This is a genomic window from Kutzneria sp. NPDC051319, from assembly GCF_040682195.1.
Lineage (GTDB): Bacteria > Actinomycetota > Actinomycetes > Mycobacteriales > Pseudonocardiaceae > Kutzneria.
Window position 1 is genome coordinate 85,309 of record NZ_JBFBAM010000027.1, and the last position, 23,236, is coordinate 108,544.

The 23,236-nt window shown below is 70.9% G+C and carries 26 protein-coding genes; 13 read left to right on the forward strand and 13 right to left on the reverse strand.

Annotated elements, in window-relative coordinates; translation table 11 throughout:
• Positions 1–27: 27 nt before the first annotated feature.
• The 5 genes from AB0M73_RS25760 to AB0M73_RS25780 all read right to left on the reverse strand — a co-directional run bounded on the left by AB0M73_RS25760 (position 28) and on the right by AB0M73_RS25780 (position 5,051).
• The gene (locus AB0M73_RS25760) at positions 28–1,320 is read right to left on the reverse strand and encodes a M20 family metallopeptidase (protein WP_363895047.1); all 1,293 of its coding nucleotides are present in this window, start codon (positions 1,318–1,320) and stop codon (positions 28–30) included.
• The gene (locus tag AB0M73_RS25765; RefSeq protein ID WP_363895050.1) at positions 1,317–2,510 is read right to left on the reverse strand and encodes a M20 family metallopeptidase; all 1,194 of its coding nucleotides are present in this window, start codon (positions 2,508–2,510) and stop codon (positions 1,317–1,319) included. Before AB0M73_RS25765 ends, AB0M73_RS25760 begins: the two co-directional genes overlap by 4 nt.
• A 189-nt stretch (positions 2,511–2,699) precedes the next feature.
• Positions 2,700–2,933 (reverse strand): hypothetical protein, encoded by a 234-nt coding sequence (locus AB0M73_RS25770; protein ID WP_363895053.1) that lies wholly within the window; start codon positions 2,931–2,933, stop codon positions 2,700–2,702.
• Between the two features lie 20 nt (positions 2,934–2,953).
• Positions 2,954–4,357, reverse strand: a complete 1,404-nt coding sequence (gene xylB / locus AB0M73_RS25775; RefSeq protein WP_363895056.1) for a xylulokinase — start codon at positions 4,355–4,357, stop codon at positions 2,954–2,956.
• Between the two features lie 40 nt (positions 4,358–4,397).
• Complete coding sequence (locus AB0M73_RS25780; protein WP_363895059.1) at positions 4,398–5,051, reverse strand: GPP34 family phosphoprotein; 654 nt, start codon at positions 5,049–5,051, stop codon at positions 4,398–4,400.
• An 89-nt stretch (positions 5,052–5,140) separates the two neighbouring features.
• On the opposite strand from AB0M73_RS25780, the gene AB0M73_RS25785 reads away from it, so the two are divergent.
• From AB0M73_RS25785 to AB0M73_RS25805, 5 genes are all read left to right on the forward strand, one after another.
• Complete coding sequence (locus AB0M73_RS25785) at positions 5,141–6,583, forward strand: APC family permease (RefSeq protein ID WP_363895062.1); 1,443 nt, start codon at positions 5,141–5,143, stop codon at positions 6,581–6,583.
• Positions 6,583–7,167, forward strand: a complete 585-nt coding sequence (locus tag AB0M73_RS25790) for a GNAT family N-acetyltransferase (RefSeq protein WP_363895065.1) — start codon at positions 6,583–6,585, stop codon at positions 7,165–7,167. Before AB0M73_RS25785 ends, AB0M73_RS25790 begins: the two co-directional genes overlap by 1 nt.
• Before the next feature lie 69 nt (positions 7,168–7,236).
• A complete protein-coding gene (locus AB0M73_RS25795) occupies positions 7,237–8,952 on the forward strand; it encodes a serine/threonine-protein kinase (RefSeq protein WP_363895067.1) in 1,716 nt (571 codons plus the stop codon).
• A gap of 21 nt (positions 8,953–8,973) precedes the next feature.
• Complete coding sequence (locus AB0M73_RS25800) at positions 8,974–9,789, forward strand: purine-nucleoside phosphorylase (protein ID WP_363895070.1); 816 nt, start codon at positions 8,974–8,976, stop codon at positions 9,787–9,789.
• Positions 9,790–9,862: 73 nt separating this feature from the next.
• A complete protein-coding gene (locus AB0M73_RS25805) occupies positions 9,863–11,512 on the forward strand; it encodes a phospho-sugar mutase (RefSeq protein WP_363895072.1) in 1,650 nt (549 codons plus the stop codon).
• Between the two features lie 37 nt (positions 11,513–11,549).
• On the opposite strand, the gene AB0M73_RS25810 is transcribed toward AB0M73_RS25805, so the two are convergent.
• On the reverse strand, positions 11,550–11,882 hold the full coding sequence (locus tag AB0M73_RS25810) for a hypothetical protein (protein WP_043721837.1): 333 nt from the start codon (positions 11,880–11,882) through the stop codon (positions 11,550–11,552).
• A 236-nt stretch (positions 11,883–12,118) separates the two neighbouring features.
• Here AB0M73_RS25810 and AB0M73_RS25815 point away from each other — a divergent pair, with 236 nt between their 5' ends.
• The gene (locus tag AB0M73_RS25815) at positions 12,119–12,571 is read left to right on the forward strand and encodes an NAD(P)H-dependent oxidoreductase (protein WP_363895075.1); all 453 of its coding nucleotides are present in this window, start codon (positions 12,119–12,121) and stop codon (positions 12,569–12,571) included.
• A 42-nt stretch (positions 12,572–12,613) separates the two neighbouring features.
• Here the strand turns inward: AB0M73_RS25815 and AB0M73_RS25820 are convergent, their stop codons facing one another.
• From AB0M73_RS25820 to AB0M73_RS25830, 3 genes are read right to left on the reverse strand one after another with little or no spacing between them, the layout of a single operon-like run.
• The gene (locus tag AB0M73_RS25820; protein WP_363895078.1) at positions 12,614–13,597 is read right to left on the reverse strand and encodes an aldo/keto reductase; all 984 of its coding nucleotides are present in this window, start codon (positions 13,595–13,597) and stop codon (positions 12,614–12,616) included.
• Positions 13,598–13,608: 11 nt separating this feature from the next.
• Complete coding sequence (locus tag AB0M73_RS25825) at positions 13,609–14,526, reverse strand: aldo/keto reductase (RefSeq protein ID WP_363895115.1); 918 nt, start codon at positions 14,524–14,526, stop codon at positions 13,609–13,611.
• Positions 14,527–14,570: 44 nt separating this feature from the next.
• On the reverse strand, positions 14,571–14,969 hold the full coding sequence (locus tag AB0M73_RS25830) for a MerR family transcriptional regulator (RefSeq protein ID WP_043721829.1): 399 nt from the start codon (positions 14,967–14,969) through the stop codon (positions 14,571–14,573).
• Positions 14,970–15,069: 100 nt separating this feature from the next.
• Here AB0M73_RS25830 and AB0M73_RS25835 point away from each other — a divergent pair, with 100 nt between their 5' ends.
• Positions 15,070–15,651 carry a DinB family protein gene (locus AB0M73_RS25835; RefSeq protein ID WP_363895081.1) on the forward strand — a complete coding sequence of 194 codons (582 nt, stop codon included), beginning with the start codon at positions 15,070–15,072 and terminating at the stop codon, positions 15,649–15,651.
• Here the strand turns inward: AB0M73_RS25835 and AB0M73_RS25840 are convergent.
• From AB0M73_RS25840 to AB0M73_RS25850, 3 genes are read right to left on the reverse strand one after another with little or no spacing between them, the layout of a single operon-like run.
• The gene (locus AB0M73_RS25840) at positions 15,614–15,994 is read right to left on the reverse strand and encodes a Fic family protein (RefSeq protein WP_043721825.1); all 381 of its coding nucleotides are present in this window, start codon (positions 15,992–15,994) and stop codon (positions 15,614–15,616) included. The genes AB0M73_RS25835 and AB0M73_RS25840 overlap by 38 nt on opposite strands.
• 1 nt (position 15,995) lies before the next feature.
• On the reverse strand, positions 15,996–16,196 hold the full coding sequence (locus AB0M73_RS25845) for a CopG family transcriptional regulator (protein ID WP_232241498.1): 201 nt from the start codon (positions 16,194–16,196) through the stop codon (positions 15,996–15,998).
• 29 nt (positions 16,197–16,225) lie between these two features.
• Positions 16,226–16,705, reverse strand: coding sequence for a DUF4188 domain-containing protein (locus AB0M73_RS25850; protein WP_363895085.1), 480 nt, complete (start codon positions 16,703–16,705; stop codon positions 16,226–16,228).
• A 63-nt stretch (positions 16,706–16,768) separates the two neighbouring features.
• Here AB0M73_RS25850 and AB0M73_RS25855 point away from each other — a divergent pair, with 63 nt between their 5' ends.
• Entirely contained in the window at positions 16,769–17,404 is a 636-nt protein-coding gene (locus AB0M73_RS25855; protein ID WP_052395609.1) for a TetR-like C-terminal domain-containing protein, read from the forward strand.
• A gap of 122 nt (positions 17,405–17,526) precedes the next feature.
• Here the strand turns inward: AB0M73_RS25855 and upp are convergent, their stop codons facing one another.
• Positions 17,527–18,150, reverse strand: coding sequence for a uracil phosphoribosyltransferase (gene upp / locus AB0M73_RS25860; protein WP_363895088.1), 624 nt, complete (start codon positions 18,148–18,150; stop codon positions 17,527–17,529).
• Positions 18,151–18,281: 131 nt separating this feature from the next.
• Between upp and efeU the strand changes: the two genes are divergently transcribed.
• The 5 genes from efeU (at position 18,282) to AB0M73_RS25885 (ending at position 22,780) form a co-directional block, all read left to right on the forward strand.
• Positions 18,282–19,118 carry an iron uptake transporter permease EfeU gene (gene efeU, locus AB0M73_RS25865; protein WP_052395608.1) on the forward strand — a complete coding sequence of 279 codons (837 nt, stop codon included), beginning with the start codon at positions 18,282–18,284 and terminating at the stop codon, positions 19,116–19,118.
• A complete protein-coding gene (gene efeO / locus AB0M73_RS25870; protein ID WP_363895092.1) occupies positions 19,115–20,272 on the forward strand; it encodes an iron uptake system protein EfeO in 1,158 nt (385 codons plus the stop codon). Before efeU ends, efeO begins: the two co-directional genes overlap by 4 nt.
• A complete protein-coding gene (gene efeB, locus AB0M73_RS25875; RefSeq protein ID WP_363895095.1) occupies positions 20,269–21,468 on the forward strand; it encodes an iron uptake transporter deferrochelatase/peroxidase subunit in 1,200 nt (399 codons plus the stop codon). Before efeO ends, efeB begins: the two co-directional genes overlap by 4 nt.
• A 194-nt stretch (positions 21,469–21,662) precedes the next feature.
• Positions 21,663–22,286, forward strand: a complete 624-nt coding sequence (locus tag AB0M73_RS25880; RefSeq protein WP_363895098.1) for a DUF1707 domain-containing protein — start codon at positions 21,663–21,665, stop codon at positions 22,284–22,286.
• Between the two features lie 218 nt (positions 22,287–22,504).
• Entirely contained in the window at positions 22,505–22,780 is a 276-nt protein-coding gene (locus AB0M73_RS25885; RefSeq protein ID WP_363895101.1) for a CU044_2847 family protein, read from the forward strand.
• Positions 22,781–23,236: the final 456 nt, after the last annotated feature.

Here is a 23,236-nt window from a genome sequence, read left to right on the forward strand (position 1 = left end):
TGTGCCTGAGAGCGTGACTCGCGGGGGTTAGGCGAGGGCGGTTAGGGCGGCGTGGACCATTACGCGGACGCCTACCAGGAGGGCGCGTTCGTCCAGGATGAAGGTGGGTTGGTGGAGGTCGTACTGGCGGTCCTGGCCGGACCAGACGCCGAGGCGGGCGAAGGAGCCGGAGATGTGCTCCAGGTACCAGCCGAAGTCCTCGCCGCCGGACGACTGCTCGGTGCCGGCCAGGGCGTCCTCGCCCAGGGCGGCCTCGATGCCGGCGCGCAGCACCGCGGTGCTCTCGGCCTCGTTGACCACCGGCGGCACGCCCCGGCGGTGCTCCAGCTCGAAGCCGACGCCGGTGGGCCACAGCAGGGACTGCACGAGGTCCTTGACCAGCGGCTCCAGCTCGTTCCACACGTGGTGGTCACCGGTACGCAGGGTGCCGCGCAGCATGCCGTCCTGGGGCACGGCGTTGGCGGCCTGGCCGGCGTGCACGGCGCCCCACGTCAGCACGGTCCCGGACCGGGGGTCGACCCGCCGGTTGAGCAAGGCGGGCAGGCCGGTGATGACAGTGCCGAGGGCGTGCACCAGGTCGGCGGTCAGGTGCGGCCGGGAGGTGTGCCCACCGGGCGAGGTGAGGCGCAGCTCCAGCATGTCGGCGGCGGAGGTGATGGCGCCGACGCGGGTGCCGACGCGGCCGACCTCCAGCCGGGGGTCGCAGTGCAGGCCGAAGATCCGGTCGACGCCCTCCAGGGCGCCGGCGGCGATGACGTCCAGCGCGCCGCCGGGCATGGCCTCCTCGGCCGGCTGGAAGATCAGCCGCACCCGGCCGGGCAGCTCCGGCGCGGAGGCCAGGGCCATCGCCGCGCCGAGCAGCACGGCCGTGTGGGCGTCATGCCCGCAGGCGTGGCAGGCGCCCTCGTTGGTGGACGAGAACGGCAGGCCGGTGTTCTCGGTCAGCGGCAGCGCGTCGATGTCCGCACGCAGCGCCACGCAGCGCTCGCCGGAGCCGATGTCGCAGATCAGGCCGGTGCCACCGGGCAGGATCTCGGGGTGCAGGCCCACGGACCGGAGCACGCCGGCGATCAGCTCCGTCGTCTCGTGTTCCTGCCGGGACACCTCAGGGTGGGCATGGATGTGCCGTCGCCAGGCCACGACGTCGGCCGCTCCCGATGTCAGCCACTCGTCGAGCCAGGCCGGGCCGCGCCCGGCGCCCATGTCCACCACGTCGGACATGCTGACCCCGGAATCGGTGATCAGCACGTCGGACGCCTCGTCGTGCCGGCGGCCGTCGCCCTCCATGGGCAGTTCGGGCCGCGAATCCAGCACGGTCACGCCGCACCTCCAGCGCGTGCCACGCGGTGTCCAGCGCCGGTCAGCAACCGCTCCCGCTGTGCGGGGTCGGTCGCCGCGGCCACCGCCGTCCACGCCAGGGCGAGCGCGCCGTCCAGCACGGCTCGGTCCCCGGTCGGCGTGGCGCAGGCGGCGGCGAACTCCGGCTGGTGGTTCACCGCGTCTCCGCAGTCGATCGATATTGACGGGTGGATACCGGGCAGCGCTCGGGTGACGTTGCCCATGTCGGTGCTGCCGGTCAGGCGGAGCAGCTCGTCTTCGTGACTCATCGGCGCGCGGCCGAGTTCCGTCACGGCCTCGCGGTACGCGGAGGCCAGCCAAGGGTCGGGCGCCAGCTCGGTGTACTCCGCCGAGATCGCCCTGACCTCGTGCGTGCACCCGGTGCCGACGGCGCCGGCGGTGAAGCAGCCCTGGATCCGGTGGACCAGGCGCTCAAGGGATTCGTGGTCGGCCGCGCGCAGGTAGAACTGGCCGGCGGCCGTCGCGGGAACGATGTTCGGGGCGGCCCCGCCGTGCGTGACTATGCCGTGCACCATCTGCTTGGGCTCCAAGTGCTGCCTGGCCAGGCCGATCGCGACCTGCGCGATGGTCAGCGCGTCGGCCGCGTTCACGCCCAGCTCGGGGGCGGCGGCGGCGTGCGAGGCCCGGCCGGAGTACTCGACCTCCAGGTCGACGATGGCCAGCGACGGCGAGGCGACCGCCTCCCACGGCGCCGGGTGCACCATCATCGCCAGCCCGACGCCGTCGAACACTCCGTGTTCCAACAGTTGGACCTTGCCGCCGCCGGATTCCTCAGCAGGGGTGCCCACCAGTTTGACCGTCACACCTAGATCGTCCGCCACATCGCGCAGCGCGATGGCGGCTCCGGTCGACGCGGCGGCGATGATGTTATGTCCACAGGCGTGGCCGACCTCGGGCAGCGCGTCGTACTCGGCGCACAGGCCGACGACCAGGTCGCCGGAGCCGTAGGTGGCGGTGAACGCGGTCTCGAGGCCGGCGACGCCCCGCTCGACCTGGAAGCCCTCGCGCTCGGCCAGATCGGCGACCTTGGCGGCGCTGCGGTGCTCCCGATAGGCCAGTTCAGGCTCGGCGTGAATGCTCCGGGAGAGTCCCACGAGGGCGTCCGCGTACCGCTCAACGGATGAACGGCAGGTCGCCTTGGGGTGGCTCACCCTGTTCATCCTGCACCAAGCGTGCTGGGGGCTCGCTCGACTTTCGCCCTTCCAGGGCCAGCCGGCAGCGATGTTGCGACGAACGGCGCAACCGACCCGCGGAAGTTATGCCTGGCTGTAACGGAAGCCCGCTGATGATCATGAAATCGGCGGCAGACGGTCAACTGTCCCACATGGTGAGACAGAGGATCAGCTGGCCTTCTGGCGCTTCTTGCGCACCCGGCGGCCGTACCAGACGATCGCGAACAGCACGACGACCACCACGAAGATGATCACGCGCTGGCGGGCGTCGTCGCCGAGGCTCTGGTTCTGCGGCGGGTTGAGCGACGGTCCGGGCGGCGGTGTGGTGGTCTGCGCCCAGGCCGGGCCCGCGAACAGCACGCCGAACACCAGCACGGTGACGAACGCAGTCACCCGGGCCATGAACCGCCTCCTCCTGTTGATCACAAGCCTACGTGGCCGTGGATCTGGGCGACAGCCGCCGTGTAGGCGGTGCGCACCGCCGCGCCGCCCTCACTCCGCCCGATCGCCTCGGCCCGCATCGACCACTCGGGCGGTTCCTCCGCGCCGGACAGAGCCCACGCGGCCTGCCGTGCCGCGCCCAACGCCACGTATTCGGCGGGCTCGGGAACCTCCACCGGCGCATCGAACAGGCCGGACGCGACCGCCTGCACAGCGGCCGACCGCGCGGCGCCGCCGATCAACAGCACCCGTCGCGCCTGCACTCCGACCCGTCGCAGCTCGGCCAGCCCGTCGGCCAGGCCGCAGAGCATGCCCTCGACCGCCGACCGGGCCAGGTTCTCCGGCGTGAGGTTGCCGCGCCGGATGCCGGTCAGGGTGCCCGAAGCATCCGGCAGATTCGGCGTGCGCTCCCCGTCGAGATAGGGCACGAAGACCAGGCCGCCCGATCCGGGTTCGGCCCGCAGGGCCAGCTCGTCGAGGCCGGCGAGGTCGGTGCCCAGCAGCGCGGCGGTCGTGGTCAGCACCCGCGCGGCGTTGAGCGTGCAGACCAGCGGCAGGTAGCGGCCGGTCGCGTCGCAGAAGCCGGCGACGAAGCCGGTCGGGTCGGCCGTGCCCTCCTCCGTGACGGCGAAGACCGTGCCGGAGGTGCCGAGCGAGACGACGACATCGCCCGGTCCGGCGTTGAGGGCCAGGGCAGCGCCCATGTTGTCGCCCGTGCCGGCGGCGACCAGAACACCGTCGGCCGTACGTCCGGTGACCTCGGCCGGCCCGAGCAGCCGGGGCAGCCTGGGCGTGCGGCCGCCGAAGGCCTCGGAGAGCAGGTCGGGCAGCCATTCGCCGGTACGAGGCGAGAAGTAGCCGGTGCCGGACGCGTCGCCACGGTCGGTCGCCGGCTCCGTGCCCGGCTCGGCCAGCGCCCAACTCACCCAGTCGTGCGGCAGCATCACGCGGTCGACCCGGTCCGCGGCGGCCGGCTCGTGCTCGGCCAGCCAGGCCAGCTTGGTCACGGTGAAGCTGGGCACCGGGACCGAGCCGGTCAGCTCGGCCAACCGGTCGGCACCGTGCTTCGCGACGAACTGCTCGGTTTCCGCCGCCGACCTGGTGTCGTTCCACAGCAGCGCCGGCCGCACCGGCTCGCCGTCGGCGTCCACGGTGACCATGCCGTGCTGCTGGCCGGCGACCGCGATCGCGGCGATCGGCTCCGACACACCGGCCCGCGCCTCGGCGATCGCCCGGTCGCAGGCGACCTGCCAGGCCCGGGGATCGACCTCGGTGCCGTCCGGGTGCGGCTGCCGGCCCTCGCCCACGACACGGCCCGTCTCGGCCACGACCACCAGCGCTTTTGTCGACTGCGTCGACGAGTCGACACCGATCACCAAGGTCACGGCGTCGATCCAACCGGAGCGACGGGCCGTGCGGAAGGCTTCAGCGCCGCTCGCCGCCGTAGACCGAGGCCGCGATCGCCGACTCCACCGCGGCCAGCACCTCGGTTGCCGCCGGCGGCATCGGCTTGGCGGCGCGGTCCAGCCACGCCCGCAGCATCCGTCGGTCCAGCTGCGGTTCGCACAGGTCGTCCAGGCCCAGGTGCCAGGCCAGCAGCGCCAGGCTCACGTTGTAGACGTCCGGTTTGCCCGGCCCCAGCACCGCAGCCCGGATCTCGGCCCGGCCGCCGGCCGCCACCAGCAGGTCGACCGGCGGATAGCGGTGCGTGCGGCGCAGGAGGCTCCGCTCGGCGATCGGCGTGATCAGACCGGCGTCGGCGAGTTGGGCGACGACCTTGTCCACGACCACCGGCCGCAGGTGGTCGATCCACTCCCGCACCGGGTATCCGGTCGGCTCGGCGGCGATCTCGGCCAGCACTTCGGCGGATGCCCGGTCGCCGCGCGCGGCCTTTCCCGTGGCCTCGGGACAGCCGTCGTTGACCGATATCCGCCCGGTGAACAATAGGTCGCAGATAATTGCGCCCGACAAACATATTTCCAGCGACGCCCGCGCCACCTGGGCTTTTCCCGTGAACTCGTCGTGCGCGAGGAAGAACAGCGCCTCCGCAAGGGGCAGCCGGGAGTTCGTGTGGGCCACGTGCCGGAAACGTAGCCGCTGCGGGAAGCGGTGTCGAATGGCTAGGGTTGCCCGGAAATGGTGGGACGACTCCTGGGGGAGTAACAAAGGTGGCCACTCGTACGCCGCTGCGTGAACGCGGCCTCGCCCGACCTCGTCTCGGTGTCGTGCAAATTCTGTTCTTCGTCGTCGCCGCGTCCGGCCCGCTGTACGCGATCGCCGGCGGCGTCACCGCGACCTATGCGGTGACCGGTGTCGTCGGCGTGCCGCTGTCCTTCGTGCTGCTGGCGCCGGTGCTCGCGCTGTTCGCCGTCGGCTACGCGGCCATGAGCCGGTACATCACCGGCGCGGGCGCGTTCTATCCGTACGTGGTGAACGGCCTGGGCCGGCCCGCCGGCGTGGCGATCTCGTTCGTGGCGCTCGTCGCCTACAACGCGATCCAGATCAGCGTGTACGGCCTGTTCGGCTGGTCGCTGTCGAACTGGATCAACCCGCTGCTCGGGCTGGACACGCCGTGGTGGCTGTGGGGTCTGGCGATCGCGCTGGTCATCGGCGTGCTCGGCGTGCTTCGCGTGGACATCAACGCCAAGGTGCTGGGCGTTGTCCTCGTGCTGGAGTGCGCGGTGATCGTCGTGACCGACATCGCGCTGCTCGGCTCGCCCGCAGGCGGCGGTGCGCCGTCACTTGCGCCGCTCGCGCCGAGCAGCCTGTTCACGACCGGTGTCGGCGCGGTTTTCGCCTTCTCCGTCGCCGTGTTCACGGGCTTCGAGGGCGCGGCCTCGTACAGCGAGGAAGTGCGGGATCCCCGGCGGACCGTGGCCCGCGCGACCTACCTCGCGGTGGCCCTGACCGCAGTGCTGTACACCCTGTCCGCACTGGCCATGGCCGACGCCGCCGGTCCCGCCAACGTCGTCGGCGCCGCCCAGGCCCAGGGGCCCGGCCTGTTGTTCGGGCTCAACGCGCAACGGCTCGGCAGCCTGTTCTCGGACGTCTCTTATGTCCTTTTCCTCACGAGCCAATTCGCGTCGCTGCTCAGCTTCCACAACTCGATCGCCCGCTACTTCTTCGCTTTGGGCCGCGAAGGCGTGCTGCCCGAGGCTTTGGCGCGCACCAATCGCCGCACCGGCGCGCCCGCCGCCGGGTCCGGATTGCAGACCGCGCTGGGCCTGATCGTGGTGGCCGTGTTCGCCATCGCCGGCCGGGACCCGTTCACCGAATTGTTCGGCTGGCTCGGCACGATGGCCTCGACCGGCGTCGTTTTCGTGCTGGCCGCGGTGTCCGTGTCGGTCATCGGCTTCTTCCGCAAACGGGAACACGACGAGCCCGCGTGGCGGCACACCATCGCGCCGGCGCTGGCCGCCGTGGCTCTGCTGGTGATCCTGGTGCTCATTCTCTGGAACTTCGACGTGCTTCTCGGCACCGCCGGGAATTCGCCGCTGCGCTGGATCCTGCCCGGCATCCTGCTGCTGGCCGCCGTGATCGGCCTCGTGCGCGGCTCGATCCTGCGCCGCCGCAAGCCCGAGGTCTACGCCGGCATCGGGAAGGTGGAGTGATGGACGACGTCGTCCGCCCCGCCTCACGGTCCGAAGTGGACATCGTGGCGCGCATCCTGTCCGAGTCCTTCCAGGACGATCCGGTCAACGCCTGGGTGTTTCCCGGCGACGAGCACCGGCGCTCGGCGCATCCCGTGTTCTTCAAGGCCTTCACCGAGGCCGCCTTCGCCGACGGCGAGGTGTACCTGGCCCATGACCACTCCGCCGCGTCGCTCTGGTTCCGCAGCGAGGGCGGCGAGAGTCCCGAGGAGTTCCTGGACCGGTTCGCCGCCCTCGACGCCGAGGACTTCGCCCGCCTTGTCGCCGTCACCGAGTTGCTCGGCGCCCACATGAGCCCCGAGCCGCACCTGCACTGGCAGTTCTGTGGCGTTGTGCCCACGTCCCAGCGTCATGGCCTCGGCAGTGCCATCGCGCGCCAGCATTTCCGGCGGATCGACGCCGAGGGCATCCCTTGTGCCGGCGAGGCCAGCAATCCCGACAGCGCCCGGTTGTGGCGTCGGCACGGTTTCGTCGACGCCGGCGAGCCGTTCGGTCTGCCCGGCGGGCCGCGGTTCTTCCCGATCTGGCGGGAGCCCCGGGGCTGACGCCGGGGGGCCGACAACACCCGGGGGTCTGCGAAAACCGGGCGGACGCGACTCGTGGAGAATGGCCGCATGTCCACGCCGGAAACTCCACCGCCCGCCCGGTCCCGCGTGATCGCCGGCCGGTACCGGCTCGAACACGTGCTGGGCAACGGGTCGATGGGCACGGTGTGGGCGGCCTATGACGAGTTCCTCCAGCGCAAGGTGGCGGTCAAGGAGGTGCTGCTCCCGCCGGGCATCCCGGCGGGAGAGGCGGACGCGCTGCGGGAGCGGACGCTGCGGGAGGCGCGGGCGATCGCGGTGCTGTCGCACCCCAACGTGGTGACGCTGCACGACATCGCCCGGCATGACGGCGAGCCGTTCGTGGTGATGGAGCTGGTGCCCTCGCGCAGCCTGGCGGAGGTGGTGCGCCAGCAGGGCCCGTTGAACACGCAGCAGACGGCGGCGGTGGCCGACGCGGTGGCGGCGGGCCTGGAGGCGGCGCACCGGGCCGGCATCACGCACCGTGACGTGAAGCCGGGCAACGTGCTGGTCGGGGACAGCGGCCAGATCAAGCTGACGGACTTCGGCATCGCCCGCAACGTCGCCGAGAACACGATGACCAGCACGGGCATCATGCTGGGCTCGCCGGCCTACATCGCGCCGGAGGTGGCCTCGGGCCAGGAGGTGACGACGGCGGCGGACCTGTGGAGCCTGGGGGCGACGCTGTTCGCGGTGGTGGAGGGCGTGCCGCCGTACGACGCGGACGACGACCCGCTGGCCACGGTGACCGAGGTGGTGCACGGCGACGTGCCGACGCCGACCTCGGCCGGCCCGCTGGAGCCGGTGATCACGGGCCTGATGGTGAAGGACCCGGATTCGCGCATGACGCTGGCCGAGATGCGCCGGCGGCTGCGCCCGTTGCTGCCGGAGCCGGGCACCGTGCTGTTCCCGGTGCCGCACGCGGACACCCCGCCGGTGACGCCGCCGAAGCGCCGCTCGCTGTCCCAGCAGTTCGCGCCGCCGAAGGCCCCGGCCCCGCCGACCGACACTCCGCTGGCCAGCGACCCGGGCCCGCTGCCGTTCATGGTGACCAACCCGGCGGCGCCCGCGGTCTCACCGACGCCGGCCCCGAAGCGGCGGCGGCGGCGCGGCAAGGTCGCCACGGCGGTGCTGGCGCTGGTCGCGGCGGCGATCGTGGTGGTGTCCATGGCCGGCGGGTTTGTCCTCACCCGCTACCTCGGCGGCCAGGTGCTGCTGCCGACGGCGGTGGCGTTCGGCAGCACGCCGAGCTCGATGCCCACCTCGACCACCGTGTCCAAGGTGCCGACGACCCGGATCCACGCGAAGGCGATCGTGAAGGTCGGCGACGGCGCCAGCGACTTCGCGGTGGACGTGCCCAACGACTGGCAACAGTTCACCCAGAACCGGCCGGCCACCGACTCGCTGCCGGCCCGGGCCCAGGTGTTCTTCCTCAGCAAGGACGGCACCCAGGAGCTGTCCGTGCAGCACTTCACCAACTTCCCCAGGCCGGGCGCCTACCTGGACGCGGTCCGGGCGCTGCCCAACGTCAACGTGTCGCCGGTGCAGCCGGCGTCGGTGCCCGGCTTCACCAACGGCCAGCTGCTCGACTACAAGCAGGACACCGGTGGCTCGCTGCTGCCGCAGACGGTCGCGGCCACGCTGGTGAAGGGCAACGACCTGTGGGTCGTGGCGGTGAAGGGCACGACCGGCGGCAACAGCAACGCCGACGCCTCGGCCCGCAACCTGTTCAACCAGATCTACCCGCAGTTCGAGGTCACCGGCTGAGGGTGTTTTAGGCTCGCCGGTGTGACCGGTATCAGCGAAGACTCCATTTCCCCCGACGCGCTGGCGACGGCCGCGGCGGCGGCGCTCGTCGAGCGCACCGGCGTCGACCAGCACGACGTCGCCGTCGTCCTCGGCTCCGGCTGGCGACCGGCGGCCGACGTGATCGGCGCGGCCGAGCACGAGGTGCCGATGTCGGAGCTGCCGGGATTCCGCGCGCCGACCGCGGTCGGGCACGGCGGCACGATCCGTTCGCTGAAGCTGGGCGACAACCGCGTCCTGGTGATGCTCGGCCGGACCCACCTGTACGAGGGCTTCGGCATCGACCCGGTGGTGCACAACGTGCGCACCGCCACCGCGGCCGGCGCCCGCACCGTGATCCTGACCAACGCGGCCGGCGGCCTACGGCAGGGCATGACCGTCGGCCAGCCGGTGCTGATCAGCGACCACCTGAACCTGACGGCCCGCTCGCCGCTGGTCGGGGCTCGTTTCGTGGACCTGACCGACCTCTACTCGGCCCGGCTGCGCGACGTGGCCAGGACGATCCGCCCCGATCTTGAGGACGGCGTGTACGCGGCGCTGCCCGGCCCGCACTTCGAGACGCCGGCCGAGATCCGGATGCTGCGCACGATGGGCGCGGACCTGGTCGGCATGTCGACGGCGCTGGAGGCGATCGCCGCCCGCGCGGCCGGCGCCGAGGTGTTCGGCCTGTCGCTCGTGACGAACCTGGCTGCCGGCATCACGGGCGAGCCGCTCAACCACGAAGAGGTGCTGGAGGCCGGTCGGCTGGCCGCCACCGACATGGGCACCCTGCTGCGTGACCTGGTGACCAAGGCGTGAGCGAGCTTGCGAGCGAACCATTCAACGCAGAGCGTCCGCGAACGCGGACACCGAGCGCCAGCGAGGTGCCGCAGTGAGCCTGGCGCCGTCTGCTCGTGACGCTGCGTTCCGGTGGATCGCCGACGACCCCGACCCGGCCACACGGGCCGAGCTCCAGGGCGTCGTGGCCAAGGCGATGGCCGGTGACCAGGGAGCGATCGACGAGCTGGCCGACCGGATGTCAGGGCCGCTGACCTTCGGCACCGCCGGGCTGCGTGGCCCGGTGCGAGCCGGTGCGAACGGCATGAACGAGGCCGTGGTGGTGCGGACGACCGCTGGCCTGGCGGACTGGTTGCGGCGCAACGGTCATGGCGGCGGCGTGGTCGTTGTCGGCCGGGACGCGCGGCACGGATCGGAGCAGTTCCACCGGGCCGTCGCGGGCGTGCTGACGGCCGCCGGGTTCGACGTGCGGGTTCTGGACCGGCCGCTGCCGACGCCGGTGACGGCGTTCCTGGTGCGGCAGCTGAACGCGGTCGCCGGCGTGCAGATCACGGCGTCGCACAACCCGCCCGCGGACAACGGCTACAAGCTGTACATCGAGCACGGCGCCCAGATCGTGCCGCCGACCGACCGCCAGATCGAGGCCGCGATCGCCCAGGTGCCGGCCGCCGTGTCGGTGCCGCGCGCCGAGACCTGGACCACCGTCACGGAGGCCGAGGTCGGCCAGTACGTGACGCGGGCGGCGAGCCTGCCGGTCGGCGGCGTCCGAGAGCTGCGGGTGGCCGCGACGCCGATGCACGGTGTCGGGGCCGTCACGCTGGCCGAGGTGCTGACCGCCGCCGGCTTCACCGACGTGCACTTCGTCACGCAGCAGCAGGATCCGGACGCCGACTTCCCGACGGTCTCGTTCCCGAACCCGGAGGAGCCCGGCGCGACGGACCTGCTGCTGGCCCTGGCCGCCGAGGTCGACGCCGACCTGGCGATCGCCCTGGACCCGGACGCCGACCGGTGCGCGCTGGGCGTCCGCGACCGCGACGGCTCGTGGCGCATGCTGCGCGGCGACGAGACGGGTGTGCTGCTCGGCGAGCACATTCTGTCCACAATGGACTCCACTGACGCCTTGGTGGCGACCACCATCGTGTCGTCCTCTTTGCTGTCCAAGGTCGCGGCCGCGCGCGGCGCCCGCTACGACGAGACGCTGACCGGCTTCAAGTGGCTCGTGCGGGCCGGGGACGGCGCCGGAACCGGTCTCGTCTACGCGTACGAAGAGGCGCTCGGGCACTGCGTCGACCCGGACTACGTGCGGGACAAGGACGGCATCTCAGCCGCGGTGCTGGCCTGCGACCTGGCCGCCGGGCTGAAGGCCGAGGGCCGCTCGCTGCTGGACGTGCTGGACGACCTGGCCGCCGCCCACGGCTGGCACCTGACCGACCAGGTTTCGCTGCGGGTGACCGATCTGGGCCGCATCGGCGAGCTGATGGCCAAGCTGCGCACCGATCCGCCGACGGCGCTGGCGGGCGTTTCGGTGACTGCCGAGGATCTCCGGCCGCGAGCCGACGTGCTGGCGCTGCGCGGCGAGGGGGTGCGGGTGTTGATCCGGCCCTCCGGCACTGAGCCGAAGCTCAAGGCGTACCTGGAGAGCGTGGAACCGGTGCCGGACAGGAACGGGCTGGCCGCCGCGCGGGAGCGGGCCGTGGCCCGGCTGGCCGCGCTGCGCGGCGAGGTGGCTGCCCTGTTCGAATAAGGCGCTGTTCGAATAAGGCGCTGTTCGAGTAGGCGGCTCAGGCGGCCGCGATGACCAGCGAGACCACCGCGATCGCCAGGAAACCGCCGGCCAGCAGGTAGGGCAGGTTGCCCGGTCCCGACACCGGTCGGGGCCGGTCTTCCGTCATGCCCGCGACGGCCGCGCGGCCGAACGCGTAGGCGATGGTGCTCAGGCACAGTCCGAAGGCGAGCAGGACCGTGTTGGCCGAGTAGGGGGTGTGGTCGATGCCGGGCCACAGCGACAGGACCACCAGGGGTGCACCGATCAGGCCGATGCCTACGGCGAGCCAGCCCGCGTAGATGACACGCTTGCGCCGGCTGCCGGACAGGAGAGTAGTTGTGACGTCCACAGTTCTTCCATCTATACCAGCATTTCCTCTCTGTGAGACGGCCGGGGTGGCGGTGCGGTTGCCTGTTTCGGGCTCCGTTTTTCCTTGACCCGCCGGCACATCCGTGCGCCACACTGCGTCACCCGATCGCACACGCCCCGCCGGAATCGTGCTGGCAGCCCGGTTTTCGCCCGGTTCGGCGACTACGCACCGTCGACCGGTTGCGCTCCCGGCGGCCGCTCGGCATCGTCCTACCGGTGCCCCGACTGCTGATCGTGCACCACACTCCGTCGCCGAACCTGCAGGCGATGTTCGAGTCGACTGTGGCCGGAGCCACAACCCCGGAGATCGAGGGCGTCGAGGTCGTCCGCAAACCGGCGCTGGCCGCCACCGCCGTCGACGTCCTCGAAGCAGACGGCCTGATCCTGGGCACGCCCGCCTCTTTGGGCTATATGTCCGGCGCGCTGAAGGTGTTCTTCGACCTCGTCTACTACCCGTGCCTCGACGCGACGCAGGGCCGCCCCTACGGCCTGTACGTGCACGGCAACAGCGACATGTCCGGGGCCGTGCGCAGCGTGGAGGGCATCACCAAGGGCCTCGGCTGGAACCGCGTCGCCGAGCACGTGCTGGTCACCGCGACGCCGTCCAAGGACGACCTCCGGGCGTGCTGGGAGCTCGGCGCGACCGTGGCCGCCGGCCTGATGGCGTGACAAAGCCGCCGACCCCCCGACGGCCGGCGGCTTTGTGTGGAGCTACTTGCTGAGGGAGCGCATGCCCGCCTCGGGGTAGCGCGCGCCGGCGACCGCGTCGAGCGGAACGGCGGCCTCGATGGCGGCGAGGTCGTCGGCCGTGAGCTCCAGCTCGGCGGCGGCGACGTTCTCCTCCAGGTACTTGATCCGCTTCGTGCCGGGGATCGGCACCACGTCGTGGCCCCGGTGCTGCACCCAGGCCAGGGCGAGCTGGCCGGGAGTGACGCCGCGCTCGGCGGCGACGGCCTTCAGCGCCTCGACGATGGCCAGGTTCTTGGCGAGGTTCTCCTCGCTGAACCGCGGCTGGCCGGAGCGGAAGTCGCCGTCGCCGAAGTTGTCGGTGGCGGTGAAGCGGCCGGTGAGGAAGCCGCGGCCCAGCGGCGAGTAGGCCACGATGCCCACGCCCAGCTCACGGCACACCGGGACGATCTCGTCCTCGATGTCCCGCGACCACAGCGACCACTCGGTCTGTAGCGCGGCGATCGGGTGCACGGCGACCGCGCGGCGGATCGTCTCCGGGCCGGCCTCGGACAGGCCCAGGTGGCGGACCTTGCCGGCCTGCACCAGCTCGGCCATCGCCCCGACGGTCTCCTCGATCGGCACGCTCGGGTCGACGCGGTGCTGGTAGTAGAGGTCGATGTGGTCCACACCGAGCCGGGCCAGCGACTTGTCGACGGCCGTGCGCACGTAGGCCGCGTCGCCGCGGACACCCCGCACGCTCGGGTCGTCGGCATCGCGGACGAAACCGAACTTGGTGGCCAGCACGACCTGGTCGCGGCGGTCCTTGAGGGCCCGCCCGACCAGCTCCTCGTTGGCGCCGAAGCCGTACATGTCGGCGGTGTCGAGCAGGGTGACGCCGAGGTCGATCGCGCGGTGGACGGTCGCGATCGACTCGGTGTCGTCGCCCTGTCCGTAGAACTCGCTCATCCCCATGCAACCGAGGCCCTGAGCGGACACCTCGAGGTCGCCGAGCTTGCGCGATTCCATCTGTCTCCTTCTCAGCGTCCTACGAGCTTCTGCATTTCGGGGCGGTACCGGTCGCCGGCGACCGCGTCCACGGTGCCGGCGATGGCCGCCAGGTCGTCGGCCGTGAGCTCCAGCTCGGCGGCGGCGACGTTCTCTTCGAGGTACTTGCGGCGCTTGGTGCCCGGGATCGGCACCACGTCGTCGCCCTGGTGCTGGACCCAGGCCAGGGCCAGCTGGCCGGCCGTGACGCCGCGCTCCGCAGCAAGGGTGTTGAGCCGCTGCACGATTGCGAGGTTGCGGTCGAAGTTCTCGCCCTCGAACCGCGGTAGGCTGCGGCGCATGTCGTCCGCGGCCAGGGTCTCGACCGAGGTCACGCTGCCGGTCAGGAAACCACGGCCGAGCGGAGAGAACGGCACGATGCCGATGCCCAGCTCGCGGCAGGTCGGCCGGACCTCCGCCTCGATGTCCCTGGTCCACAGCGACCATTCGCTCTGCAGCGCCGTGATCGGGTGCACGGCGTGGGCGCGGCGGATCGTCTCCGCGCCGGCCTCCGACATCCCCAGGAATCGGACCTTGCCGGCCTGCACCAGCTCGGCCATCGCCCCGATCGTCTCCTCGATCGGCACGTTCTCGTCCACGCGGTGCTGGTAGTAGAGGTCGATGTGGTCCACGCCGAGCCGGGCCAGCGAGCGGTCCACCGCCTCGTGCACGTAGGCACGGTCGCCGCGGACCGCGGGCCCACCGCCGTCGCCCGGCACGAACCCGAACTTCGTCGCGATCGCCACCTGGTCACGGCGTCCCTTGAGGGCCCGTCCCACCAGCTCCTCGTTCGCGCCCCGGCCGTACTGGTCGGCCGTGTCGAACAGGGTCACGCCCAGCTCGACGGCCCGGTGGATGGTGGCCACCGACTCGGCCTCGTCGCCCTGGCCGTAGGACTGGCTCATGCCCATGCAGCCGAGGCCCTGCGGGCCGACCTCCAGCTGGCCGAGCCGCCTCACGCCGACACCTCCTGCACCAGGGTCTGGCCGGCCAGCTTGGCCTCGACCTCGGCGTAGTTGGTGATCTTGTAGTCGAGGATGGCCAGGCACGCCTGCAGTTCGGCGATGCGCTGCCGGACGTCGGTCCGGTGGTCGTGCAGCAGCTGCTTGCGACGGCCGGCGGTGGCCAGCCCCTTGTGCCGGAGCTGGGCGTACTCCCGCATCATCCGGATCGGCATGCCGGTGGTGCGCAGCTTGGTGAGGAACTCCAGCCAGCTGAGGTCCTCGTCCGAGTACGAGCGACGTCCCCCTGAGTCCCGGGCCGGCGGATCGACCAGCCCGATTCGTTCGTAGTAGCGGAGGGTGTCGATGGACAACCCGCTTCGTTCCGCTGCCTGGGCGATCGAGTAAGTCACGACACCGACCGTAGAAGCTGGAGTGCACTCCAGGTCAAGCGCAAAGGCCCGACCGGGTGCCGCAAACGTTTGCTGGTCCGATTGTGGCAGGCTCGGATCCGTGATCGACGAATTCGCGAAGGAGTATCTGCACGGCGACCTGCGCGAGGTCCGGGCGGAGCTGCTCGGCAAGCTGGACGGACTGGGCGAATACGACATCCGGCGGCCACTGACCGTGACCGGGACCAACCTGCTCGGCCTGGTCAAGCATCTGACGCTGTCGGAGGCCCGGTACTTCGGCGAGGTGTTCGGCCGGCCGTGTCCGGACCCCATGCCGAGGTGGGACGACCTCGCGGAGCGCGGCAGGGACATGTGGGCGACCGAGCACGAGACCCGTGGGGAGATCGTCGACCGCTACCGGCGCGTGTGCGCGCATTCGGACGCGACGATCGACGCCCTGGCCGTGGACGCCGCCGGGCACGTGCCGTGGTGGCCGCGGCCGGACGTGATGCTGTTCAACGTCCTGGTCCACATGCTCACCGAGACGAGCCGGCACGCCGGACACGCGGACATCCTGCGCGAGCAGCTCGACGGCGTGACGGCGGCCCCGCGGCGGGACGCGGCGTTCTGGCAGGAGCGGCGGGCGGAGATAGAGCGAGCGGCGGTCAGGTTTTCGGCAGGGACCAGTTCTCGAACCGAGTAGCCAGGTCCGTGACGTCGAGGCGGCCGTGGGCGACGGCGCGGACGACGCCGAGGGCCTCGTCCTCGTCGGCGTCGATCCACCAGCCGTTGATGTCACAGAGGGCAACGGCGGCGACCCAGCCCAGACGCCAGTTGCCCTCGGCCAGCGGCCGGGTGCGGACCACGGAGTGCAGGACGGCGGCGGCCTTGAGCCACAGGGTGTTGTAGGCCTCCACGCCGAGCACGGTGGCGCGGGGACGGTAGGCGGCGGAGTCGAGCAGCCCGAGATCGCGGACCACCAGGTCGCCGCCGGTGACGGCGGTGGCCAGCACCAGAAGGTCGCCGGCGTCGAGGTACTCGGTCAACTCAGGCGGAACCGAGCCGTTCGAGCAGGCCCTGGTACCGGGGCAGGACCCGGCCGAGCACCTCGCCCAGCTGCTCCTCCTTCTGCAGCCGGGCCCAGCGCTCGGCCAGCGCGAGCCGCATGATCTCCTGCTTGGAGCGCCCCTCGGCCGCCGCCAGCGCGTCGAGCTGGCGGTTCTCCTCTTCGCTCAACCGCAGAGTCATCGCCACGCGGCCACGGTACCAATCTGGTATCAGGCGGGTCCAGCGGTGGCCAGGCGCTTGCGCGAGCTGTTGCTGTCCTTGGTGATCTGCTCGTGCGTGAAGGCCGCGCCGAGGCCGAAGGCCGGCATGTTGGCGTAGACGACATCGGCCTGCCCCGGCTTCACGACGTAGGTCTCGTGCCAGACGCCGACGGTGCCGTCGGCGCCGACGGCCCGGTTGTAGGCCTTCCACGCCTCCAGGTGCGGCGCCTCCTTGGCCGCGGCGAAGTTGATCAGGTCCTCGGCGCTGCGCCAGTACGACATCAGGATCGTGGTGCGCCCGAACCACGAGTGCCCGCCGAGAAAGCCCAGCTCGGGGTGCTTGCCGAGGTGCACGAGCATGCGCGGCATGGCCGAGGCCACCGGCAGCCACTTGTCCACCCGCCACGGCTTGTTGACGCGCATGCCGATCAGGAAGACCGCGCCCCCCTCGGCCGGCAGCCGTCCCGTCCATCGTCCGTCGAACACCATCTCTGACCCCTCCCCGTGAATTGTGACGCCGTTATAAAACACCGTTTCGGATACACTCGTCAAGTGCCACGACCGAAGACCCACGACGAGGCCCTGCGCGGCCGGCTGCTGACCTGCGCGGCGGAACTGATCTCCCTGGACGGGGTGGACGCGCTGAGCCTGCGCAAGCTGGCGGCCGACGTGAACACGTCGACGACGGCGGTGTACTCGCTGTTCGGCGGCAAGCCCGGCCTGATCAGAACCGTCTACCTGGAGGCGTTCGAGGGCTTCTCGCGGGAGCTGCGGGAGACGCCGGTCTCCGACGATCCGGCCGAGGACCTGATCCAGCTCGGCCTGGCCTATCGCCGGTACGCGCTGGCCCAGCCCCACCTCTATGCGCTGCTGTTCACCGACGCCGCGCGGGCGCACATCAACCAGGACGTGCTGCTGGCCGAGGTGTCGGGCTCGGCCTTCCGCGTGCTGCGCGACACCGTGCTGCGGGGCGTCGACCGAGGCGTTTTCGTCGACGAGAACCCGGACCTCATCGCGATGGCCGCCTGGGGCATCGTGCACGGGCTGTCATCACTGGAGCTACAGGGGAATCTGCCGCCACGGGAGCTGATGGACCCGGCCTTCGAGCGGGCGGTCCGTGCGCACGTCGACGGCTGGCGCCGGGTCCGCGGACACGAAACGAGGCCCGGGGAAGTGGCCGCCACGTGACCTCCCCGGGCCTCGCCCTTCGAATAATGTGGTCCAGACCACCTTTCGTCAAGGTCTAGACCAGTGCGGACACTCGAAAGACGCAGCCGGAAAACTGGCAACCGTTAGATGTAAAGCTTTTCTCAGACTGCCCCGTACTGACGGTCGCCGGCGTCGCCGAGACCCGGCACGATGAAGCCGGACTCGTTGAGCCGCTCGTCGATGCTCGCCGTCACGATCCGCACCGGCAGGCCGGACTCCTCCAGCCGGCGAATGCCCTCGGGCGCGGCCAGGGCGCACACGGCGGTGACGTCGGTGGCGCCACGCTCGGTGAGCAGATTGATCGTGTGGACCATGGACCCGCCGGTGGCCAGCATCGGGTCGAGCACCAGCACCGGCCGGCCGGCCAGCGACTCGGGCAGCGACTCCATGTACGGCGTCGGCTGGAGGGTCTGCTCGTCGCGGGCCAACCCGACGAAGCCCATCTGGGCGTCGGGAATGAGCTTGTGCGCCTGGTCGGCCATGCCCAGGCCGGCCCGCAGCACCGGCACGAGCAGCGGCGGGTTGCTCAGCCGGTAGCCGTCGGTGCGGGCGACGGGCGTGTGGATCCGCTCGGTGGCCACGGGGGCCTCCCGGGTCGCCTCGTAGACGAGCATCACAGTCAGCTCATGCAGGGCGGCCCGGAACGCGGCGCTGTCGGTGCGCGCGTCCCGCATGGTGGTCAGGCGGGCCCTGGCCAGCGGGTGATCGACGACGAGGACGTCCATGGGCGGTCACGTTAGCCGCCGGATGTCCGGCTTTCGCGTGACGGGTCCCCCATCTGGTTGACAGTGCGCCACGGGCTGTTTTAGATAGCCTCGCCTTACCTACAGGTTAGGCACGCCTATTGGGAGACCTGATGCTGCCCACGTTCGTGATCGGACTGCGCGAAGGCCTGGAGGCCTCGCTGATCGTCGGGATCATCGCCGCGTTCCTGGCCCAACAGGGCCGCAAGGACACGCTGCGGCAGGTCTGGATCGGCGTCGGCATCGCGGTGGCGCTGTGCGTCGTCATCGGCGTCACCCTCCGGATCGTCTCCCAGGAGCTGCCGCAGCAGGGCCAGGAAGGCCTGGAGACCGTGGTCGGCGCGCTGGCCGTGGTCATGGTCACGTACATGGTGCTGTGGATGGCCAAGCACTCCCGCGGCCTGAAGAAGGAACTCGAGGGCGCCGCCGCCAGCGCGCTGGCCCAGGGCTCCACCATGGCGCTGGTCGTCATGGCGTTCCTGGCGGTGCTGCGCGAAGGCTTCGAGACGGCGGTGTTCCTGCTGGCGCTGACCCAGGCCAGCGGCAACGCCACGCTGTCGTTCCTCGGCGCGCTGCTGGGCATCCTGGTCGCCGCGGCCATCGGATACGGCATCTACAAGGGCGGCGTGCGGCTCAACCTGAGCCGGTTCTTCCGCATCACCGGCATCGTCCTGGTGATCGTCGCCGCCGGCCTGGTGATGTCCACGCTGCACACGGCGTTCGAGGCGCACTGGCTCACGTTCGGCCAGGAGCGGGCGCTGAACCTGTCGTGGCTGGTGGTGCAGGGAACCCCGCTGTACTCGCTGTTCAGCGGCGTGCTGGGCGTGCAGCCCTACCCGACGGTGATCGAGCTGACGGGCTGGCTGGTCTACGCCGTCCCGATGCTCGCGTACGTGTTGTGGCCGAGGACGGCCGCGAAGAAGAAGCTGATTGGAGCGAGCAACCCGTGAGAAGCACCATCGGCCTGACCGCGATCGCGGCGGCGGCGACCCTGGCCCTCACCGCCTGTGGGGGCAGCAGCACCAGCGGAAGCGCCCCGCAGAACAACGCGCCCGCAGGCGAAGGTGGCGACGTCACGGTGGCGATCACGGCCGACGGCTGCCAGCCGACGCCCTCGTCGATCTCCAGCGGCACGGTGAACTTCAAGGTGTCCAACAAGGACGCGGGCGCCGTCACCGAGGCCGAGCTGATGTCCGGCACGCAGATGCTGGGCGAGCAGGAGAACCTCACGCCCGGTCTCGACGGCGGCTTCTCCCTGGAGCTGGCCAAGGGCGACTACCAGATCTACTGCCCCGGGGCCAAGCAGGAGAAGTGGGACTTCCACGTGACCGGCCAGGCCAGCAAGTCGTGGAAGGACAACCCGGCGCTGGTCACGGCGACCACCGACTACGGCAAGTGGGTCCTGGACCAGGTCAACCAGCTGGTCACCAGCACGCAGACCTTCGCCGACGCGGTCAAGGCCGGCGACATCGCCAAGGCCGGCGTCGCCTACGGCCCGGCCCGCGTGTTCTACGAGAAGGTCGAGCCGGTCGCGGAGATCTGGGGCGACCTCGACAAGAACATCGACGGCCGCGCCGACGACTTCGACAACCCCGCCGACTTCAAGGGCTTCCACAGGATCGAGCAGGCCGTCTTCGAGGCCAAGAAGCTCGACGGCATGGGCCCGGTGGCCGACGAGCTCGTCGCCAACGTGACCAAGCTGCAGCAGCTGGTGGCCAAGGCGGGCTACCAGCCGGCCGAGATCGCCAACGGCGCCACCGAGCTGGTCGACGAGATCCAGAAGTCCAAGGTCACCGGCGAGGAGGAGCGGTACTCGCACATCGACCTGGTGGACTTCAAGGGCAACCTGGACGGCTCCATGGAGGCCTTCAGCGTGCTGCTGCCGGCGTTGCAGCGCAATGCGCCCGATGTGGCCAAGACGGTGCAGGACCGGGCCGCGGCGGTGTCGGCGGCGCTCAAGCCGTACGAGCAGAGCCCCGGCTACCTCAACACCGGCTACGTCGACTACTCGACGGTGACCAAGGACCAGCAGAAGGTGTTGTCCCAGGCCGTGAACGCGTTGGGTGAGGCGATGTCGCAGGTGGCCGGGAAGGTCGCGCAGTGACGCCGAGCCTGTCCCGCCGCCGACTGTTCTCCGGGTTGGGCGCGGTCGGCATCGGCGGTCTCGTCGCGGCCGACGCCACGGCGACGTCGGCCAGCGCGGCCAACGCCACCCAGGTGGTGCCGTTCAACGCCGAGCACCAGGCCGGAATCACCACGCCGCAACAGGATCGGCTCACGTTCGCGGCCTTCGACGTGATCACCAAGGACCGTGACGAGCTGGTCCGCGTGCTGAAGACGTGGACCGCCGCGGCCGAGGCGATGACCAAGGGCGACCTGGTGCCGGGCGGCGCGGCCGACCTCCAGGCGCCGCCGGCCGACACCGGCGAGGCCGACGGTCTCAAGCCCGGCAACCTGACCGTGACGATCGGCTTCGGCACGTCGCTGTTCGACGACCGGTTCGGGCTGGCGGCCAAGAGGCCGAAGGCGTTGGCACCGCTGCCGAAACTCGTGCCGGAAGACCTGGATCCCGCCTACACCAACGGTGATCTGTGCATCCAGGCCTGCGCCGACGACCCGCAGGTGACCTTCCACGCGGTGCGCAACCTGGCCCGGCTCGGGGCGGGAACCGTTGTGCTGCGGTGGATGCAGCTCGGATTCGGCCGCACGGCGTCGACCTCCAGCGCGCAGGCGACACCGCGCAACCTCATGGGCTTCAAGGACGGCACCCGCAACCTGCGCTCGGAGCAGACCGACCTGATCGACCAGAACGTGTGGGTGGGCCAGGAAACCGACCAGGAGTGGCTGCGCGGCGGCAGCTACCTGGTGGCGCGGCGGATCCGGATGTACATCGAGACCTGGGACCGTGACTACCTGGGCGACCAGCAGAAGGTGTTCGGGCGCTACAAGACCAGCGGCGCCCCGCTGGGCGGCGCCGAGGAGTTCGACACGCCCAACCTCGGCAGCACCGACATCCCCGACGACGCCCACATCCGGCTCGCCTCGCCCGAGCACAACGGCGGCATTCACCTGCTGCGCCGGGGTTACTCGTTCACCGACGGCACCGACGCCACCGGGAACCTGTTGGGGGGCCTGTTCTTCATCGCCTTCATGAAGGACCCCAAGCAGTTCGTGACCGTGCAGAAGGCGTTGGCCGCCGACGCGCTCAACGAGTACATCCAGCACATCGGCAGCGGGCTGTTCGCGTGCCCGCCCGGGGTCACGCCGGGACAGTTCTGGGGACAGGGCCTGTTCACGTAGCGTTCCCGCGGTTCCCGGCGATGTTCACGTCGTCAGGAGCGGTCTCGGGAGGCGGTGCGGCATGGCGGATTCGGGCTGCGTCGGGGTGCCGTGCCGATGTTGGGCGTGCACCCTGCGCCGGTCACGGCGGCCGGTGCCGCGCCGGCCGCCCAACGGGCCTGCGCGGGGGTAGGTCGGGGCTCTAGGCTTTCGACGTGAGCGAGCAGCCTGACCCCATGTCCATGCGGGCCTCGGACGCCGACCGTGAGCGGGTGGCGCAGGTGCTGCACAAGGCGATGGCCGACGGTCGGCTGACCGTGAGCGAGCTGGACGAGCGGCTGGCCGGGCTGTACAAGGCCAAGACCTTCGGCGAGCTGGTGCCGTTCACCCGTGACCTGCCGGACGCGCCCGTGCCCATGCCGGTGGTGCCGGCCGTGGGCGGCCAGCTGTCGCCGATGGTCGGCGGCTCGGCCACGTCGACGGCGTCCATGGCGATCATGAGCCAGACCGTGCGCAGTGGCGACTGGGTCGTGCCGGCGCACTACACCGCGTCGGCGTTCATGGGCGAGGTGAAGCTGGACCTGCGGGACGCCGGCTTCGAGGCCGCCGAGTGCACCATCACCGCCACCGCGATCATGGGCGCGATCCGGATCATCGTGCCGCCGGACCTGACCGTGCGCATCGACGGCATCGGCTTCATGGGCGAGTTCAAGCGCGCTGCCGACGGCCCCGGCGTCCCCGGCTCCCCCGTGCTCCGCATCACCGGCCTCGCCCTGATGGCCGAAGTCTCCGTCAAACGCCGCCCCCGCAAACCCAACCCCCGCCAACTGGACCGCTGAAAACCGCGAGTCCCGCTCTCGGGCACCCGTGTGTCGACTTCCGACACCCCCGCGAGTCCCGCCCAGCGTCACACCGAAACCCGTTCCCCGGCATCCCACCGAATCACGGTTTCGGCACGCCTGTCCCTCAATGGCGGGACACCAGGCGTTTTCACCCGCCTGGCCGGCGATCCCGGATCTAACCTGTGGCGAACATCGGGTCAACTCCAGGAGTCGTCATGGTGAACGTGGTGGCTTTGACGCTGGACGACGGCGACAACGTGCTGGTCGAGGTGGACGGGTCGCTCGACCGCTCCGGCAACCTCGTCACCGAGGCCGGCGGCGCGCTGCGCGAGGCGGTGGAGAAGGTCCGGCCGACACTCCAGGCCGCGCTGGCCAACCTCCGCAACGGCGCCGAGCCGCCGAGCGACGTGACCATCCAGTTCGGCTTCACGGTCACGGGCGGCACCGCCTCGGAGGCCCGCTGCACCATCACGGCGAACTGGGTCCCGTAGCCGAACCCACGTTCCCCAACCGGTTTCATGGTTGCCCGAGAGCGGGACTCGCGGTGTGCCGGAAACCGTGTTTCGGTGTGACGCTGGGCGGGACAGTGAGGATGTAGATGGTGGTCCTCCCGACCCGGTCTGACCCCGAGCGGGACCGGCGTGATGCCTTGCGCGAGATCTGTCGTCCGGACCCGGAGGACCACCAGCTCACCAAGCCGGGCGTCCGTGACCTCATAGGAGCCTGTTAGCCGCAGGCCACCCATCACTGTCCTGTCCGCCCGCCCGGCTGGCGCGCCATCCCAGCCCGTGTCCAGCGAACAGGAACGACACCACCAGCATGCCAAACACCCACAAGACCCCTGCCCACAAGACCCCTGCCCGCAAGACCAACGCCCCGACCCAACAGATCACCCCGATCGGGAACATCACCGGCGGCGTCGACACCCACCGCGACTTCCACGTCGC

Coding starts and splice junctions, on each gene's coding strand:
- AB0M73_RS25795 (WP_363895067.1), top strand. CDS start 7,237: ATGTCCACGCCGGAAACTCCACCGCCCGCCCGGTCCCGCGTGATCGCC.
- AB0M73_RS25850 (WP_363895085.1), bottom strand. CDS start 16,705: ATGGTGTTCGACGGACGATGGACGGGACGGCTGCCGGCCGAGGGGGGC.
- upp (WP_363895088.1), bottom strand. CDS start 18,150: ATGGACGTCCTCGTCGTCGATCACCCGCTGGCCAGGGCCCGCCTGACC.
- AB0M73_RS25885 (WP_363895101.1), top strand. CDS start 22,505: ATGGTGAACGTGGTGGCTTTGACGCTGGACGACGGCGACAACGTGCTG.
- AB0M73_RS25770 (WP_363895053.1), bottom strand. CDS start 2,933: ATGGCCCGGGTGACTGCGTTCGTCACCGTGCTGGTGTTCGGCGTGCTG.
- AB0M73_RS25845 (WP_232241498.1), bottom strand. CDS start 16,196: ATGACTCTGCGGTTGAGCGAAGAGGAGAACCGCCAGCTCGACGCGCTG.
- AB0M73_RS25790 (WP_363895065.1), top strand. CDS start 6,583: ATGGACGACGTCGTCCGCCCCGCCTCACGGTCCGAAGTGGACATCGTG.
- efeU (WP_052395608.1), top strand. CDS start 18,282: ATGCTGCCCACGTTCGTGATCGGACTGCGCGAAGGCCTGGAGGCCTCG.
- AB0M73_RS25820 (WP_363895078.1), bottom strand. CDS start 13,597: ATGGAATCGCGCAAGCTCGGCGACCTCGAGGTGTCCGCTCAGGGCCTC.
- AB0M73_RS25825 (WP_363895115.1), bottom strand. CDS start 14,526: ATGGGCATGAGCCAGTCCTACGGCCAGGGCGACGAGGCCGAGTCGGTG.